This window comes from Rufibacter roseolus, from assembly GCF_017916365.1.
Classification (GTDB): domain Bacteria; phylum Bacteroidota; class Bacteroidia; order Cytophagales; family Hymenobacteraceae; genus Nibribacter; species Nibribacter roseolus.
Genome location: NZ_JAFMSU010000002.1, coordinates 1210792 through 1226220 on the forward strand (window position 1 = coordinate 1210792; position 15429 = coordinate 1226220).

Genomic DNA, 15429 nt, shown 5'->3' on the forward strand with positions numbered 1-15429 from the left:
TTTTTGTGCCTGATTTCAGAAAAACGGCAGCAAAATGGTCAACTCATTCTGGGACGAGCCAGCAGATAGCCACCCACTGCTGCCACGAAGCCAATGCCCAGGATGGCTACCCAATTTCGGGTGGTAGTGGTAATTGGTTTATTCATCTCCTCGGAGAGCAGTGGTTCATAGTTGATGCCACTGGTGACGGTGAGTACCAGTTGGACGGCTTCTTCCGGTGAGTCCCACTGCGGAAAATGACCGCACCGGGCAAACCAGTGAATACTGGCATCGGGGAAAAGGGCCAGCGCCCGCGAAGCCTGTTGTGTAAAGCAAACCCGGTCCTGGCGCCCCCACCCAATCACCAGCGGGGCTGAAATGGTGCCTCGCGGGGCTCCTTTCTGGGTCTCGCCGTAGGCCAGGTTGTACAGCAGCTCATCAAAGGACGGTGAGGAGACCATGGTGCGCAGTTCTTCCAAGACCAGTTTTGAGGGCAAATTCCAGGGACGGGCCGAAAACTGGGACAGCAGCAGCGTTCTTCCTACGGGGTTTCCCGCCAAGGTTGGTAATACCGGTTGAAGGAGTTGCAGCAGCCGCTTAGAGGAGGCCACCGAGTAATAGAAGACCGGCTTTTCCCAGCCTCTCCAGAATCCGCCGGGGTTCAGCGACACTACCGCACCCAGCACCCCACCGCGTCGCGCAAGTTCCAGCACCAGGCGGGCACCCATGGAACTACCCACGGCATCAATCCCCAGCAAGTTTTGGATATCTAAAAATGAGGTGACCGCATCGGCTAGGGTGCTGATGGATACCTCGCCCGATAAGGGCGGCGTGGCGCCATGGCCAGGCAAATCCAATGCAATTACCTCCCGACCGGCCTCGGCCAGACCGTCTATCATCAAATCCCAGGAGCGGGAACTGCCGCCCACGCCATGAATGAGTAACAAAGGTTTTCCCTCGCCGCGGCGGATGAAATGCATGTCCATCAGAAATCAGGTTAAAGGCTCATAGAGTTACGAGGCTGCTTAGAGGTACGGGTTAAAAAGCCTCATGTTCAATCTTTTGACTTCCTGCACATGTTCTTTCGCCCCTTTAAAAGGGAAGCCCCGCTTTAAGGCCGTTTTCATTAAATCGGCATTAAAGCGGGGCTTTGGGAAAAAGTCCTTAGGTGAGTTTCCTCTCTAGAGTGCGGAAAGTGTTTACTGCGCCTTCTTCTGGGTCACGTAGAAATTAGGGTCCACGGTGATATATGAAGTGCCAGCAACGAGCTTTGTTTTTTTCCAGGTTGAAGCCACGGGTTGCAGCCAGGTTTCTTTTCCGGCCACCAGCACTTTTACGGGCAAGTTAAAACCCGGTACGGTATTGTTCCAGCGGTAAGCCAACGTGCTCCCTTCCATGCGGTATTCCAGTTCGGGGATGCGCACATCGCGCAGGTACTGGTCAAAGAAGGCTTTGAGGTCTTTGCCGGTTTGCTTGCTCAGGTAATTCTCAATCTGCTGGGTGGTGACGGTCTGGTGGTAGAATTCCTTGTTGAGGCCACGCAGGATGTTGCGCCATTTAGCGTCATCGTTCACCACTTGCCGGAGGGTGTGCAGCATGTTACCGCCCTTAGGGTACATATCACCGGAGCCGCTGAAATTGACGTCGTATTTCCCGATGATAGGCCGGTCATTTTTGATTCCGCGCCGCGTGCCTATCACGTACTCACTGCCCGCTTTCTTGCCGTGGAAATACTCCACAAACAGGTTCTCAGAGTAGTTAGTGAAGCTTTCGTGGATCCACATATCCGCGATGTCTTTGTAGGTGATGTTGTTCGCAAACCACTCATGACCGCTCTCGTGGATGATGATGAAATCGAACTTCAAGCCCCAGCCGGTACCGCTCAGGTCGCGGCCCAGGTAACCGTTCTGGTACTTGTTTCCGTAGGTCACAGAGCTTTGGTGCTCCATGCCCAAGTAGGGCACCTCTACCAGTTTAAAGCCATCCTCATAGAAAGGGTACGGCCCGAACCAATGTTCAAAGGCCTTCAACATCTGGGGCACCTGTTTGAACTGCTCTTTGGCTTTGTCCAGGTTTTCGCGCAGGACATAGTAGTTGCAGTCCAGCTTGCCTTTCTCGCCGGCGTAGGTTTCTGAGAAGTGCACATAGTCCGCAATGTTCACATTCACGCCGTAGTTGTTGATGGGGTTAGTCACCGCCCAGTGGAAGGTCTTGGTGCCGTCCTGGTTCTGGTCCACTTTCCGGAGGCGCCCGTTAGAGACATCCATGAGGTTCTGCGGTACCGTTACCCTGATCATCATGCTGTCGGGTTCATCATACATGTGGTCTTTGCAGGGCCACCAAAGGCTGGCGCCATCGCCCTGGCAGGAAGTAGCGATAAACGGTTTGCCGGCTGCGTCTTTCTTCCAGGTTACCCCCCCACTCCAGGGTGGGTTGGTGCTCACCTGGGGCTTGCCGCTGTAAGAAACCTCCACGGTCTGCAAGGTGCCGGGCACCTGCTTCGCCGCCAACTGGATAAACCAAGCATTGCCATCATGTTTCACCGCGAGTTTCTGGCCGTTCTGCACTACCTGTTCAATGCGCATGGGTGGCTGCAAATCTATCTGCATGGTTTGCTGAGCTTTGAGCACTTTGTAGCGCACCAGGTTCACGCCCTGCATGGTACTGTCCTGCGGATTAACTTTCATGCGCAGGTCATAATGAACCAAATCCCACCAGGCCCGCTCCGGAGTAATGGAACCGCGCAAAGTGTCTTGCCGGGTGAAGGTGGGAGTAGTTTGGGCCTGGGTATCCCGGGTACTCAGAAGTCCCAGGAAACAGGCCACCGCGAGAACGGAGGTTAGCCGATGGTGCATGTTTGGATAGCTTTCAAGGTGAGGGTTAAGCCTTAGCAGGCGCACAGAAAAGCGCTTCTGTTTTCGGGCTACTTTGGTAAAAGTAAGCCGAAATCAGAAGCGCTCATACATTCTGGTTTGAATTAAATTCCGGAGCCTATTTCTTCTCCAGCCACACCGCCTCTACCTCAAAACTGTTGACCTGACCAGTAGCGGCTTTAGCATCCTGGCCCAAGGAAATCTCCAGTTTCTCCGCCTGCTGCAGGTTGAAAACCTCGGGTTTGGCCGGCCGGAACGAGAACGGCTGGAAACCCGGGTAAGGCCGCGGAAGCAGGATCATGGCATCGGGCTTCAAAGAATTCAGCGGTATCTCGATGTCTTTGAAGGTGTTGCCCACGCTGACCGTAGTAGCAAAAGCAGAGGCGTTGGCGGTGATCAAACTCACTTTTACCGGCGCCGGCGTAGCGTTGCCACTCCTGATCCTGATGACCAACTTATCAAAGCCTGCCAGCTCGGTTTCCCTCCCCTTCAGTTTGTCCCCGATGAATTGCTGAAAGCCGAAGGTCTTCTCCGCCGGAAGCTCTTTAGCTGAAAGTTTTAAAATCAATTGACCAGGTTCCGAAGCCGCGATTAGTTGGCGCTCATCGGCTTTCCAGAGGTTGGGGAAAACAAAGATGGAGCGGTCCGTGGTGGCGTTGAACAGCGACAGTGCCCCGTTCTCGGCGGCCACAAAGGTTTGGTAGGCATCGTTCTGGTAATAGTCCCAGGCCCAAGGATCACCCTCAAAGCCACCCGGGTACGACACGTGCTGATTTCCGTCCTGCACCATGATGCGGTAATTGACCAGACCCGGTGAGAGCAAATCAACGGGCACCTCGGCCTTGTACTGGTTCGCGCCTATTTTCTCCATAGGAACCGTTTTGTACCCGGCGGCTTGGTTGTTGAGCTGCACCTGTACCTTAGCATCAGGGGATACGCCCACCACCTGCGCAGTGATAGGGAAAGATCTTCCCGCTGATACTTCCTTCACAGGCTGATGGTTAACAAACGGCTTCGTGTCAAACGGCTGCGGCGCCACGAATTCCTTCACCAACAGGTTCCCAAAGGCTGCGTCCCGTTTTACTCCTGATTTTGATTTTTTGGTCAATAAATAGGCACCGGGCTGCACCTGGAAACTGCCGTCTTTGGCCATGGCGCTGTAAGTGTTTCCTTCGTTAACGGCGGTAATGGTGAAGGTCTCGCCCAGTTCAGTCAGTTTGATCTGCATAGACTGGTTTTGCCACTGGATGCGGGTCACTTCTTTGTTAGGCGATGCTTTCTCGAAGGGGTCGCGGATGTGGATGGCATCAGGCATCACCTCCAGGCGCCACACGCCTTTGTCCAGCTTGTCCAGGAAATAAGCGCCGGAACCGCTGTACTGCACCACCGGTGAGCTGCCTACGCCTGCCACCTGCGTCAGTTTGGCGGCGTTCACGGGTTTGGTACGGGTAGTGTTGGAGTACAGGAAAGCCTGAGGGGTATTCATCTCGCTCAAAGATTCCTTGTAACTCACCCGGAAAGCATCAAATACGCTGTCGGCAGGGTAAGAACCGTAGTTTTTGCGCAGGGGCACCTGGTGGAACACTTTAGAGGCAATCATCAAACTGATGGCTTTGGAGGGCGTGTAAGCCAGGTTCAGGTAATGTGTCTGGTACTCGGTGTTGCCGTAGGCGGTGGCCAAAGGGTCGTAGGCAAACTGCGTCGCCCATTGGAAACCGGCGCCCCGGAAACTCCGCGCCATGGCAGGATACATGTAAGAACCCAGCACATCGCCGGCATCGAACTCATACACCATCAGGGCCTTGTTCCTGAACTCGGGGATGGTGTCAAACGGGATGTGGTAGCGGTCTACGTTGGGCAGGTAATTGCCCTGCAACGTCCGGTTGGCCACCAGGCCGGTGGGATACCACTGAAAACTGAACCCGTCTACCTGGGCCTTGGCCACCGCGTCTGCATAGGTGGGTGACTCGCTGATGTTGTAGAATACCGGCTTGTTCCAGCCCGTGGCCCGGATGGCGGCCGTCATGCGGTTCACGTACTCGGTGGTGCGGGCTTTCGGTCCGGAGTGGTGCGGTTCATTGTTCACCTCCGCCCCGATGATGTTGGGGTCCGCGCCGTAGGTTTGTTTGGTGTAGGGATTGACGTGATTCAGCAGCTGTTTGAGGTAATTCTCCTGCGCCTTGAAGGCATGCTCGTTCACCAAGGCTTTCTGCTTGCCGTACAGGCGCGAGAACCCGGGTGTGTTCTCATCTTTCTCAGGATAGCCGTTGCCCCAGAACGCGATGGGTGTAAGCATGACCTTGATGTTGCGTTCCTTCAGCTTGAACAACAGGTAATCAAAGAGGCGCAGATGCTCATTGTTCTGCAGGTTACCCAAAGTATCGGAGATCTCGGTGTCCCAGACGTGTACCCGGAAGGCATCCAGCCCCAGGCGGGCCAGGTGGTACACATCCTGGTCAATAGCTTTCTCTGGATCTACGTTTCTGGCCTTCACGGAGCGGTATCCGTACGCGAACGGCACAGTGTAGTTCACCCCAAAGAAAGTGGCTTCCTGGTTGTTCTTTTTCCAGCGAAGAATCCCTCCTTTGTCTACATACACCAGGTCAGTTCCCTTCTCGTTTTTGGTCTGGGAGTAAAGGTTACTGGAGCTAAGCAGCCCGCAGGATAAGAGCACGGAACAAGCCAGCGTTTTGTATCTGTTTTTCATAAATGGGCCTTAAAATGCAAGGGAACGTTGTGCGGTTCCTTAGGCAAACTTACGCAGGAGAGTGTTACCTTCTATCAAGGTTACCATTAATATCATATACAAAGAGTTTAAGTAAAATCTCTCCCTTTTTGAATGATCTGAATTCTAAAAAATTATCAAACCACGCCTTGCTGATTACTTATCGGACTGCGGTATTTTAATATTTTGATTGTCTTGCAACCAAATTCCTTTTAGCCGGGTCATTGATAAAATCATTATAATCACACATTATCTCTATCACGTATGAAAACTACCTTTACTTTTTTGCTGGTTTTATTATTTTTATCAGCTTTTCAATGCCAGCACCAAGAGGACATTAAGCCTAGCTTGGGGAAAAAAGACATAGTAATTGGCAGATGGCAGTTGGTAGAATACTTTATGAGTGTTGGCGGTCCTGGCTATTGGACTAAAGCAGACGCCGCTAAACCTATTATTATTGAATTTAAAGCAGATGGGGAATATATTAGCGGCAGTGGAGACTGCTCCGGACAGTATACTGTAACAACCGGTCAGGATATTATAATCAAAGTTTCGTGCAGTGTTGGACACCTTAAGCAAAGCGAGCTTACCGGGAAAATTCTTCCATCTGGAGAGCTTTCCATTGTTCCAACTTCCCCCATGTGCATTGAAGGATGCTCATACAAGTACAAGCGCATTAAATAATTTGGCCAGATTGTGCTTCAGATAGCAGTTTGGTCTTTTATAAAGCTTGACTTAGAATAAAAATATCATTCAATTCTCTGAAAATAGATCAGCATACATTGACTTACCAAAAGTTCCAGATATTTTCTAACACATTTTGTTGTAGTAATACATAAAAGCCTTTATAGTAAAACAGATTAGTTAGATTGAATTTGACAGCAATATTCATTGTGGGTAGCCTATTGAACTAGAGCGAAGGTAATAGATGATTAATGTCAAATTTTGTAAACGCCATTTCTGCCGACGGCCGGGCTGCCGTATATACGAGTACGCTAAAAACAATTCACTACTTATAAATTTACCGGTAGCAGAACATTCCAAAATCATCTAACTGATGGAATTAACTAGTCATTGGGTTTCCGGCATGTTTTCCGGAAATTAACCCCAAAGCCATGATACAAGTTGAATTTGCCGAAAGAGCCAGTCAGCTTCTGCAAGAGGATAAAGACGTGATTGGGCTAGCCGTGGGCGGTTCCTGGCTCACCAATGAGCTGGATGAGTTCTCTGATCTGGACCTCATTCTTGTCACCAAGGAGAAGATATCAGATAGCAAAGACAAAATGCTGGCGTACGCTAAGAGATTGGGGAAACTGTTATCTGGGTTCACGGGAGAACACGTGGGCGAACCCAGGGTGCTGATCTGCCTATATGATGATCCCCTGCTTCATGTTGACCTCAAATTCCTGACCCTGACAGAGTTTCATAACCGGGTAGAGGATCCAATTCTCCTGCTTGACCCCGATAGCCAGCTTCAGGAAGTTTTAGACACCTCCACCGCCCAGTTTCCTTACCCAGATTATCAATGGATAGAAGACCGCTTTTGGATTTGGGTACACTATGCCCTTTTGAAGATTGGCCGGGGAGAATACTTGGAGGCGTTTGATTTTTTCGGGTACCTGAGAATGGTAGTGTTAGGTCCGTTACTCCACCTCAAAAACGGTAATCTGCCCAGGGGAGTAAGAAAGGTAGAGCGTGACTTGGAAAGTGAAGACCTGAGCCTACTCAAGCAAACCATTCCGGCTTATGACCGACATACCTTATTGAAAAGTTTGAAACATTCCGTTGCTCTTTACCGCTCCTTAAGAACCACACTCTTTAAGGATGTGATCTTTCAAAAAGACACCGAAGAAAAGGTGATGCGTTACCTTGAGAAGATCCATGCCAATGAGCAATAGAAGCTTATTTCTTTAATTACAGGTATTTAGGGCTTGTTTTCTTAAAAACAGGCCCTAAATACCTCAAACCAAATAGCTTACTTCTCTCCTATTTAGCCTGCAAAAGACCCCTCCGGAGCTCATCCAAGAAGGAAATGGTTTGTTTAAGGACGATCTGCTTGGAGTTAGTGACATTGCGCCCGTAGTCCTTGAGGCTTTCAATGTAAAGAATTTCTGACACCATCACCTTCACCATCTTGCGATCTACCATGAAAAACAGGAATCAGTCACTGCAGGCATATAGGGTTTAGGGAAAGGTGCTACTTCTTACTTATCAGTACGGAAAGGAGAAGCTGGTAATTTCTCTTTGTTGTAGAGGTTGGCGCTGTCGGGGTTGTCGGCCCAGGCGTAGCGAACGAATTTCGGCTCCGGTACCTCGTCGCTCCACACCACCACCTTGTCGCCCTCAATTTTAGCCTTGGCCCAGACAAACTTCTTTTCAACCCCGGCAATGGCAAACTGGCTGAGTTCCTCGTCGTCAATGGAAATCAGGCCGCTTCCTACATTGGTGAAACTCAGGATGATCTTATTGCCCTCAATCTTGGAGGACTGATATAACGGACCGGAAGAAACGATCTTTTTGTCGCCGTAGATCAGCTTCATGGCGGCCAGGGCCAACCGTTCGCCCACGTCTTTCTTGTTGTCCGGGTGAATGTCGTTCCACTCGCCTAATTCAATGGTAACGGCCATGGCCGTGTTAGGCACCGATAGTGTTTGCAGGGCCGCTTCCCGCATCAGCGCCCAGTTGCTTTCAGTAGGCAGGTAATTTGCCTCCATGAAGTTGGGAAGCTGTACAAACAGGAACGGCAGGCTGCCTTGCCCCCACTTTGCGCGCCAGTCTGCGATCAAAGCTGGTAAAAGCTTTTTGTATTCCATTGGGTTCCCGGCATTGCTTTCGCCCTGGTACCACAAAATGCCTTTGAGGGTATAGTCAATAGCCGGGGCCACCATGGCGTTATACAAAGCCGTGGGTTGGTTTTGGGCGCTGATGCCGCCTTCAAATGGACCAGTGGCCGGACGGTACACATCGCCCACTTTGTACTGCCAGGTGCCTTTCAGGTCAAGGGTTTGGCCGTTTGCCTCCAGGTAGTAGGGTTTGTCTGGCACAAAGCCGCCTTTGCCTCCTTGGTTCAGCACGCGTACCACAAACAAGTTCTTGCCTGCTTTCAAAGTACCGGCCGGAACGCTGTACCTTCTCTGCGGATACTGGTACCCTGTGTTTCCGACTTGTTTTCCGTTTATGTAAAGAAAATCAGCGTCCACGATGCGGCCCAGGAACACCTTGGCCGGTACGCCCACCATAGAAGCCGGAACCTCAATCTCGCGGCGGTACCAAACGGCTCCGTTCAGGTCCCTTATGCCCTGGTCTTCCCAATAGCCGGGGATGTTGATGTTGCGCCACCCTTTAGGTACGTACGCCGGATCAAACCACTTGACGGCTCCGGTGAGGCCTTTATCCAACTCAGGCTTTTGGCGGTTGGCTGCTGCCACGGCCGCGGCTCTGCGTTGAATAGGGTTCACGTAGCTGGTGTCCTTGTTTTTTTCTATGGTGGACACGATAGCCGGGAACTCCTTCAAACCTTCTTCGCTGGTCCAGGCTTCAATGGGCGTGCCGCCCACGCTGGCGTTGATCAGCCCAATGGGAATTTTATACCGGTCATACAGTTTCCGGGCGAAGAAATAGGCCACGGCGGAGAAGTTGTTCACGTCCTGCGGGTTTGCCCATTTCCAGGCCGCAGCCGCTGGCAGATCCTGGGCAGGGCCTTCCATGTTGGCCATGGTAGGAATCCAGAAATGCCGGATCTGGGGGTAACTGGCGGTTATGATATCGTTGGCATAGGTGATATTATGCAGCGACATCTGGTGTACCATGTTAGACTGCCCGGAGCAGAAATACACATCGCCCAGTAAAATGTCTTTCACGGTGATCTGGTTGCTGCCTTTGATGTCCATGGTGAAAGGACCACCGGCTTTCATGGGTGCCAGGGTTACTTCCCATTTCCCGCTGGGGTTGGTAGTGGCTTTGTAGTTTTTCCCCCGGAAGGTAACGGTCACTTTCTCACCGGGCGCGGCCCAGCCCCAGATGTTGGTTTTGGCATCTCGCTGCAGCACCATTCCGTCGCTTACCAGTTTGGGCAGTCTTACCTGGCTGAAGGCCTCGGCCTGGAACAGGCACAGAAGGGCAACCATAAACTTTACTTTCCCGCGGAACATGTTTCTTCTACTCATTCTTTGATTGGGTGGAAAATCAGATGAGCAATCTACAATTAAAAAGTATTGTTAGAAAGGAGCAGCCTGTTTCAAGAGCATTTTGGTAAAACCTCTCTTAAAACAGGCTGCTGCGCAATACACCCTTAACAATGTAAAGGTGCGTTTAAAAAATCCTTGCTCCTATTTATTACACCCACACTCCCAGCGGTAATCTTTGGAAAACTCCACAGTTACCTGGGCTACTTTGGTACCTGGCTGGTATCTGGAAGAAGTTGGAGCATTGTTCTTCATGGGTCCCGAAAGCCAGGTGATAGCGCCCGTTTTAGGATTGTACCTGTACTTGCCGGTTCCACCGTTGTCTAACCAGCGGTAGGTGCCATCTTTCTTCAAAGCAAAATATCCTTTGTAGTCAAAGCGGTAAGCCGGGCTGGCATTGGGCCCATTCCACACCGACTGGTGGCAGGTGTAGTTGCCGTACAGGAGCGGTCCGCCATAGGTGATTTTAGCGGCAGGCGTTGTTTTCACTTCCTTAGCCGCATTGAACTTGCTCCAGGCGGCTTTGGCGGAGCTGAGGTCACCCGCATACCGTTGCTGCAGGGAAGAGTCACCAGCTACAGCTTTTTGCAGGAAGGGCTTTGCAGCTCCTTCTTTTCCCTGGGCAGCCATGGAAACGGCTTTCAAGTAATTCACATAAGGATTCACCGCATCTACGGCCAATGAAAGATTGAACCGGGTTTCGGCACTGCCGTATTCTCCTTTTTCATAGTATTGAATACCCGCCATGGCTTCCTGCCCGGCAGATAACATCTGGGTTTCTTTTCCGCCTGTGGCAAAAGAGTACTTTAGCTTGTCTATGTACGCCTCCAAACCAATAGGAGCAGCTTTGGTGGGTTCAGATTTAGAATTTTCCGTACTCTTTGGGCCAGTTTTTTCAGTTTGACCCGCGGAAGATGTTTGCTGAACTGGAACATCTTTGGCATATCGCTCTTTGAGCGATGGGTTCAGTTTGAAGGCATGGTCCAGGTACTGTTCCGCTTGCCTGGCTTTATAAGGGTCGTTTTGCCTGATTAGGGCGATGGCTAACTGGTAGTTGGCAAACACATGGTCCTTGTTTGCCCCCACTATCCGCATAAAACCATCTGCGGCAGAGGAGTAGTTCTTAGCTTCAAAATACCCCTGGGCGTACAAAAAATCAGAACCTACAGACATAAAGGCGGTTTCACTTCCGCCGGTAGCATAAGAATCTTTTAATCGTTTCACATAGGCATCTAAATCATCCTGTGAGCTCTGGGCAAAAATCAGCGGCGCGAACAGCAACAGGAAACCTAGCAGGAATACATGTCTCTTCATCTTCAATCAATTAGGGTATAGCTTAATTTTTCCAAAATAAATATAGAAAAATAAACATATAACAACTATTCCCTTTCATTTGGCTCACATCAGCGCTTTTTTACACAGTATGAAATTGGTATCTCAGATGTGTTTTAAAGCCGAAATAGGAAAAGTAGGCCTAAAGCAAAAGCCAGCAGGAAGCCGCTCTTCACTTAAGAGAAGCGGTTTCCTGCTGGGTTTTGCGTTGTTTTTCAGAAACTACCTCCTACACGTTCTATCACATATTCTGTAAATATCCGCGAAAGGAAGTTACCAGTTTCAAATTATCGCCGATGGCCCTTTACAGTTAAGGAAATGTCTACTTCTGGCAGGATGTGGTGGCTCCCCAAGGGCCGGGTCTGCGGCGTACATCATGCCCCATTTGGTTCTGTCCAATTTGAAATCTGCTTTCATTTCAATGTTGTTGCTTTCCAGCGTGATTTTAGCCGGAAAGGTGATGGCGTGCGTCTGGCCTAACATCGTAAAATCTCCGGTAACGGTATAGTTAGCGTTAACTACTCCCCCACCAGTGGAAGAAGCCAACGGCTGAACATTAGTGATCTTGAAGGAGGCATTGGGGTGCAGGACCATGTTGAAGAAATCGGGGCTTTTGAGGTGCTCCAGCAAGGCGGGCCTCACGTGGTCAGGCAAATCGAAGTTCTGGATGGAGGCAATGGGAATGGTGAACGTCCCGGATTTCACTTTGCCGTCTACCACCTCCACGCCCGGGCTGCTCACTTTAAAGGAGCCGTCGTGGTACAAGGTTGGGCTGTAGCCTTTCCATTTAACGGTAGAATTTTCTTCTTCTATGGCGTAAGGCGTTTTGGTGATCTCTTCTGTCTCTTCGCAGCTGGTCAGGTTCCTTGGCAAACCCATAGACTCTCCGATCAAGGAGCAGAAGCTACCTTCCTTCCTGCGACATAACTAAGATGTGTGAGAAGCAATTTGAAGTAGGGCGTTTCCAGCAACTTAGAGACCTTCAACTTGAACTTACCTTTGTGAAGGTATACCGCAATGGTCAGATACAGATGGAAGCGTATGTGCTGGGCTGGATTCCTGAGAACCGGCTTTCCGAGTTGAAGATCCCGTAGGTAGAGACGTGACCATAGGGGAACCATAGCAAGCTAGTGCTTAAGCCATTCTATTGCGGGTTCTATCTCTGAAAAACTCTCGAACTGGATAGGAAGCACGTTATTATTGAACACCTTTCTTACCACGTGTTCCCGGAAGACGCTGGTGGAGCTGACGCGGGCGACCTTCTGCACCCTGGTAGTTGCCAAATCCAACACGAACTGGGTGATGACCGGAGCGAATACTTCCTCCTGGACATCAACCCGTGTTTCCCTTGCGTCAAACAGGAGCCTTTTGATGTCATAGTTCCTTGCGTTCTCTACAATAATGGCGAACGACCGGTTGATTTCAGGTATTAGAATATCGTTCATGGGTTGCATGGCAACAGACAGGATGTCCATGCTAGGATCGAAATCAAGGGTCAGGAAGGCGCTGTTGTAGATGATCATGGATGTTTATCTGAGTCAATCAGAAAACGGCACCTGAGCCACATTCGTTGCAAGGGCATTGCTGAGGCTATTGCAAACAAAAAAGCCACTTACAAGTTTTACCTTATAAGTGGCTGATTTTGAAGTGATCCCGTTTGGATTCGAACCAAAGACCTACTGCTTAGAAGGCAGTTGCTCTATCCAGCTGAGCTACGAGACCATCGAAACGAAAATGAGTAATGGAGAATGTCTTTTTAGTCATCCAACATTACTCATCTTTTTTCGTCGGGGTGGCAGGATTCGAACCTACGACCTCCACATCCCAAATGTGGCGCGATACCGGGCTACGCTACACCCCGAGTCCTGCAATTACAAAGCGACCAACTTCTCTAACCTTTCGTTCTCCGTAATTGCGGTGCAAAGATATTAAATGAAGTTTTCTTTTCAAAATTTATTTTCAAAAAAACTTCGCGGAGAGAGGGGGATTCGAACCCCCGGTACCCTTTAGAGGTACGGCAGTTTAGCAAACTGCTGGTTTCAGCCACTCACCCATCTCTCCGGGCATCCCTTTCTGTTAAAGAGTGTGCAAATATAGCCGAACTAAAATGAGATTACCAAAGCCCTGCCTAAAAAAATTTCCCCTTCTCTGCCCCGCAGCGCACCATCCGCTTCTCTGACAATGGCTTAGACCCAAAGATTTTTTTAAAATTTATTTTCCCGCCAGACGTTTCATGTTTGCTTCCCACTTGCACGAGCACTGCATTAGCAAAAGGAAGGCACAAGGGCATTTGTTTCTTTCTTTATAACTTGCCGCCGCACTTTAAAGCACTGGCCTTTTTCTATGACCTGGTATTTGCCATTTACTTCCATGGAGTTTTTTTTCTTTCTCCTGTTTGGGGTGCTCTACAGCGGATACCTGTTCAGGATTAAGAGGCTGGCCCGGCAGTTTTCCCAGAAAGCGAACACCATCTACATCAAAGCCATTATCAGGAGTATTTACATGGGGCTTTTGGTAGTGGCCTTGCTGGGACCTTCTTTTGGGGCCATGACCAAGGAAATAAGGACCAACGGTAAGGACGTTTACCTGGCGGTGGACCTGTCCCAGTCCATGAAAGCCCAGGATGTGCCCCCTTCCCGGCTGGAGAAGGTGAAACTGGAACTACAGGAGTTTATCCAAAACTCCAACGCTGACCGCATTGGGCTCATCGGGTTTTCCTCCGAGGCCTTTGTGCTCAGTCCGCTTACCTATGATCACGGTGCGCTGGACCTCTTTGTGCAATCTATGCGCACCTCGCTGGCGCCGGCAGAGGCTGCCCAGTTGGGCCCGGTCCTGCAATTGGCTAGCCAGAAGTTCAGGGAAACCGAAACCAGCCGTGAGACGGAACGCTCCAAAATACTGGTGGTGTTCTCTGATGGCGAAACCTTTGGGGAGAATGTGCAGGAAGCCGTGTCTACGTTGGTATACCAGGGGGTGCGGGTGTACTGCGTTGGGATAGGCACCTACGCAGGCGGAAAGATTCCTGAGGGACGTACCTTTAAGAAAGACGGCAAAGGCCAGACGGTGCTCACCAAGCTGGAAGCCGATGTTCTGAAGGAGGTAGCCCAACGTACTAAAGGTAATTACTTTGAGATAAATCAGAACATAAGTGAGATGCCGCGGCTGCTGAGTGCCGTCAATACCGTTAAAAGTGAGCTGCGCCAGGCCAAGGTGGTGGAAGTAGCGGCCAATAAATACCTCTATCCCCTGCTGGCCGCCCTGCTGCTCATCGCGCTGGATGTTTTATGGACGATACAGGTGCTTAAGATATGAATTACTGGTGGTTTATTGTTTTACTTGTCTCCCTGCCGTTTGACGGTTTCCAGCGCATTGCCCAGCGGAACCAGTTCAGTCAGCAGGCAGAGGCCGCCTACAAAAAGAAGGAGTACCAGCAGGCCGCGGCACTGTATGAAAAAGTGCGCGAGGCCGAAGACGGCAAGTCACCCGCTACCGTCACCCTGAACCTGGCCCACTCCTACTTTCACCTGCGTGAGTACACCCAGGCCTCGCCCCTGTACCGTTCTTTGCTCAAAACGCAAGACAAAGAATTACTCTCCACGGTGGCTACCCAGTTGGCCGTGATTGAGGCTGAGGAAGGAAACTACACCAGAGCCATTGATTTTTGCAAGCAAGCCCTTAAAGCCAGGGAAACGAATGCAACGGCGCGCTACAATTTTGAACTGCTCCAGAAATACCTGTTGCTGCACCCAGAAAAGCGGCAAGGTCCCAAACCACCCCAAAATAGAATAAACCAGAACGGGCCGGGCGGCTCCCGACAACCAAATGCAAATGGCAGTTCGGCAGCAGGTGCTCCTAACATTGACCAAAGCACAGGCGCAGGCAATACCGCCAATGGAGGCCCCTCCACACCGCAGAATGGCCAGGGCAATGATTCCAGGCAGGAGAATTTCGGGAGAAGCGAGGGGCTGAACAAAGGCTACAGCAACGAGGGACGGCCAGACAGCAATGCTACAGGCGGAAGCGGAAAAAGCAGCCAGGCTGCCCGCGAAGAGGATGCCCTGCTGCAGACCCGCTTTGAGCGCCTGAAAAAACTGCAACTCTCCCCCGAGAAAGCCCGCCAGCTCCTGGACGCTATGCGGCAGGAAGAAGCCCAATACCTGCAGCAGTTGCCTCGCAAAACCTCCAAACCAGCCGACAAGAATACCCCGGATTGGTAAATGAGAAACTGTTTTATGGCTCTTTTTGTAAAATGTGCCATAAAACAGTTAGGCTTAAAATCACAAGTAGCCATTAGAAGAAGTTATAGACTTAACTGCCGAAGGGTTAGACTTACAAG

The 15429-nt window shown here is 50.6% G+C and carries 13 protein-coding genes and 3 tRNA genes; 5 read left to right on the forward strand and 11 right to left on the reverse strand.

The annotated features are described in order from the left end of the window. Nucleotides 1-38 precede the first annotated feature (38 nt). From J3P35_RS13995 to J3P35_RS14005, 3 genes are all read right to left on the reverse strand, one after another. Nucleotides 39-959 carry an alpha/beta fold hydrolase gene (locus J3P35_RS13995; protein ID WP_246850214.1) on the reverse strand — a complete coding sequence of 307 codons (921 nt, stop codon included), beginning with the start codon at nt 957-959 and terminating at the stop codon, nt 39-41. Between the two features lie 219 nt (nt 960-1178). Continuing rightward, nucleotides 1179-2834 (reverse strand): M1 family metallopeptidase, encoded by a 1656-nt coding sequence (locus J3P35_RS14000; RefSeq protein ID WP_210465202.1) that lies wholly within the window; start codon nt 2832-2834, stop codon nt 1179-1181. Between the two features lie 136 nt (nt 2835-2970). After that, entirely contained in the window at nt 2971-5559 is a 2589-nt protein-coding gene (locus J3P35_RS14005; protein ID WP_210465203.1) for a cellulase family glycosylhydrolase, read from the reverse strand. A gap of 282 nt (nt 5560-5841) precedes the next feature. On the opposite strand from J3P35_RS14005, the gene J3P35_RS14010 reads away from it, so the two are divergent. Beyond that, a complete protein-coding gene (locus J3P35_RS14010) occupies nt 5842-6261 on the forward strand; it encodes a hypothetical protein (protein WP_210465204.1) in 420 nt (139 codons plus the stop codon). Between the two features lie 431 nt (nt 6262-6692). Further along, nucleotides 6693-7475: an aminoglycoside 6-adenylyltransferase gene (locus J3P35_RS14015; RefSeq protein ID WP_210465205.1), complete on the forward strand. Its 783-nt coding sequence runs from the start codon at nt 6693-6695 to the stop codon at nt 7473-7475. A gap of 88 nt (nt 7476-7563) precedes the next feature. Here the strand turns inward: J3P35_RS14015 and J3P35_RS14020 are convergent, their stop codons facing one another. From J3P35_RS14020 to J3P35_RS14035, 4 genes are all read right to left on the reverse strand, one after another. Beyond that, complete coding sequence (locus J3P35_RS14020) at nt 7564-7725, reverse strand: hypothetical protein (RefSeq protein WP_210465206.1); 162 nt, start codon at nt 7723-7725, stop codon at nt 7564-7566. A 56-nt stretch (nt 7726-7781) separates the two neighbouring features. Beyond that, on the reverse strand, nt 7782-9743 hold the full coding sequence (locus J3P35_RS14025) for a sialate O-acetylesterase (protein ID WP_394371288.1): 1962 nt from the start codon (nt 9741-9743) through the stop codon (nt 7782-7784). A gap of 162 nt (nt 9744-9905) precedes the next feature. Further along, nucleotides 9906-11075, reverse strand: a complete 1170-nt coding sequence (locus J3P35_RS14030) for a tetratricopeptide repeat protein (RefSeq protein WP_210465207.1) — start codon at nt 11073-11075, stop codon at nt 9906-9908. 300 nt (nt 11076-11375) lie between these two features. Then, nucleotides 11376-11966, reverse strand: coding sequence for a YceI family protein (locus J3P35_RS14035; protein WP_210465208.1), 591 nt, complete (start codon nt 11964-11966; stop codon nt 11376-11378). A 59-nt stretch (nt 11967-12025) separates the two neighbouring features. Between J3P35_RS14035 and J3P35_RS14040 the strand changes: the two genes are divergently transcribed. Beyond that, a complete protein-coding gene (locus tag J3P35_RS14040; RefSeq protein WP_210465209.1) occupies nt 12026-12187 on the forward strand; it encodes a nuclease A inhibitor family protein in 162 nt (53 codons plus the stop codon). Nucleotides 12188-12220: 33 nt separating this feature from the next. Here the strand turns inward: J3P35_RS14040 and J3P35_RS14045 are convergent, their stop codons facing one another. The 4 genes from J3P35_RS14045 to J3P35_RS14060 all read right to left on the reverse strand — a co-directional run bounded on the left by J3P35_RS14045 (nt 12221) and on the right by J3P35_RS14060 (nt 13154). Then, complete coding sequence (locus J3P35_RS14045) at nt 12221-12616, reverse strand: hypothetical protein (RefSeq protein WP_210465210.1); 396 nt, start codon at nt 12614-12616, stop codon at nt 12221-12223. A gap of 125 nt (nt 12617-12741) precedes the next feature. Then, nucleotides 12742-12815 (reverse strand) — tRNA-Arg (locus J3P35_RS14050). Nucleotides 12816-12880: 65 nt separating this feature from the next. Further along, nucleotides 12881-12954 (reverse strand) — tRNA-Pro (locus J3P35_RS14055). 112 nt (nt 12955-13066) lie between these two features. Next, nucleotides 13067-13154 (reverse strand) — tRNA-Ser (locus J3P35_RS14060). A gap of 282 nt (nt 13155-13436) precedes the next feature. On the opposite strand from J3P35_RS14060, the gene J3P35_RS14065 reads away from it, so the two are divergent. Further along, nucleotides 13437-14405 carry a VWA domain-containing protein gene (locus tag J3P35_RS14065; RefSeq protein WP_210465211.1) on the forward strand — a complete coding sequence of 323 codons (969 nt, stop codon included), beginning with the start codon at nt 13437-13439 and terminating at the stop codon, nt 14403-14405. Then, a complete protein-coding gene (locus J3P35_RS14070; RefSeq protein WP_210465212.1) occupies nt 14402-15310 on the forward strand; it encodes a tetratricopeptide repeat protein in 909 nt (302 codons plus the stop codon). Before J3P35_RS14065 ends, J3P35_RS14070 begins: the two co-directional genes overlap by 4 nt. Nucleotides 15311-15429: the final 119 nt, after the last annotated feature.

Bases quoted from the DNA above. Each gene is read 5' to 3' on its own strand.
- J3P35_RS13995 (WP_246850214.1), bottom strand. From the start codon at position 959: ATGCATTTCATCCGCCGCGGCGAGGGAAAACCTTTGTTACTCATTCAT.
- J3P35_RS14000 (WP_210465202.1), bottom strand. From the start codon at position 2,834: ATGCACCATCGGCTAACCTCCGTTCTCGCGGTGGCCTGTTTCCTGGGA.
- J3P35_RS14005 (WP_210465203.1), bottom strand. From the start codon at position 5,559: ATGAAAAACAGATACAAAACGCTGGCTTGTTCCGTGCTCTTATCCTGC.
- J3P35_RS14010 (WP_210465204.1), top strand. From the start codon at position 5,842: ATGAAAACTACCTTTACTTTTTTGCTGGTTTTATTATTTTTATCAGCT.
- J3P35_RS14015 (WP_210465205.1), top strand. From the start codon at position 6,693: ATGATACAAGTTGAATTTGCCGAAAGAGCCAGTCAGCTTCTGCAAGAG.
- J3P35_RS14020 (WP_210465206.1), bottom strand. From the start codon at position 7,725: ATGGTAGATCGCAAGATGGTGAAGGTGATGGTGTCAGAAATTCTTTAC.
- J3P35_RS14025 (WP_394371288.1), bottom strand. From the start codon at position 9,743: ATGAGTAGAAGAAACATGTTCCGCGGGAAAGTAAAGTTTATGGTTGCC.
- J3P35_RS14030 (WP_210465207.1), bottom strand. From the start codon at position 11,075: ATGAAGAGACATGTATTCCTGCTAGGTTTCCTGTTGCTGTTCGCGCCG.
- J3P35_RS14040 (WP_210465209.1), top strand. From the start codon at position 12,026: ATGTGTGAGAAGCAATTTGAAGTAGGGCGTTTCCAGCAACTTAGAGAC.
- J3P35_RS14045 (WP_210465210.1), bottom strand. From the start codon at position 12,616: ATGATCATCTACAACAGCGCCTTCCTGACCCTTGATTTCGATCCTAGC.
- J3P35_RS14065 (WP_210465211.1), top strand. From the start codon at position 13,437: ATGACCTGGTATTTGCCATTTACTTCCATGGAGTTTTTTTTCTTTCTC.
- J3P35_RS14070 (WP_210465212.1), top strand. From the start codon at position 14,402: ATGAATTACTGGTGGTTTATTGTTTTACTTGTCTCCCTGCCGTTTGAC.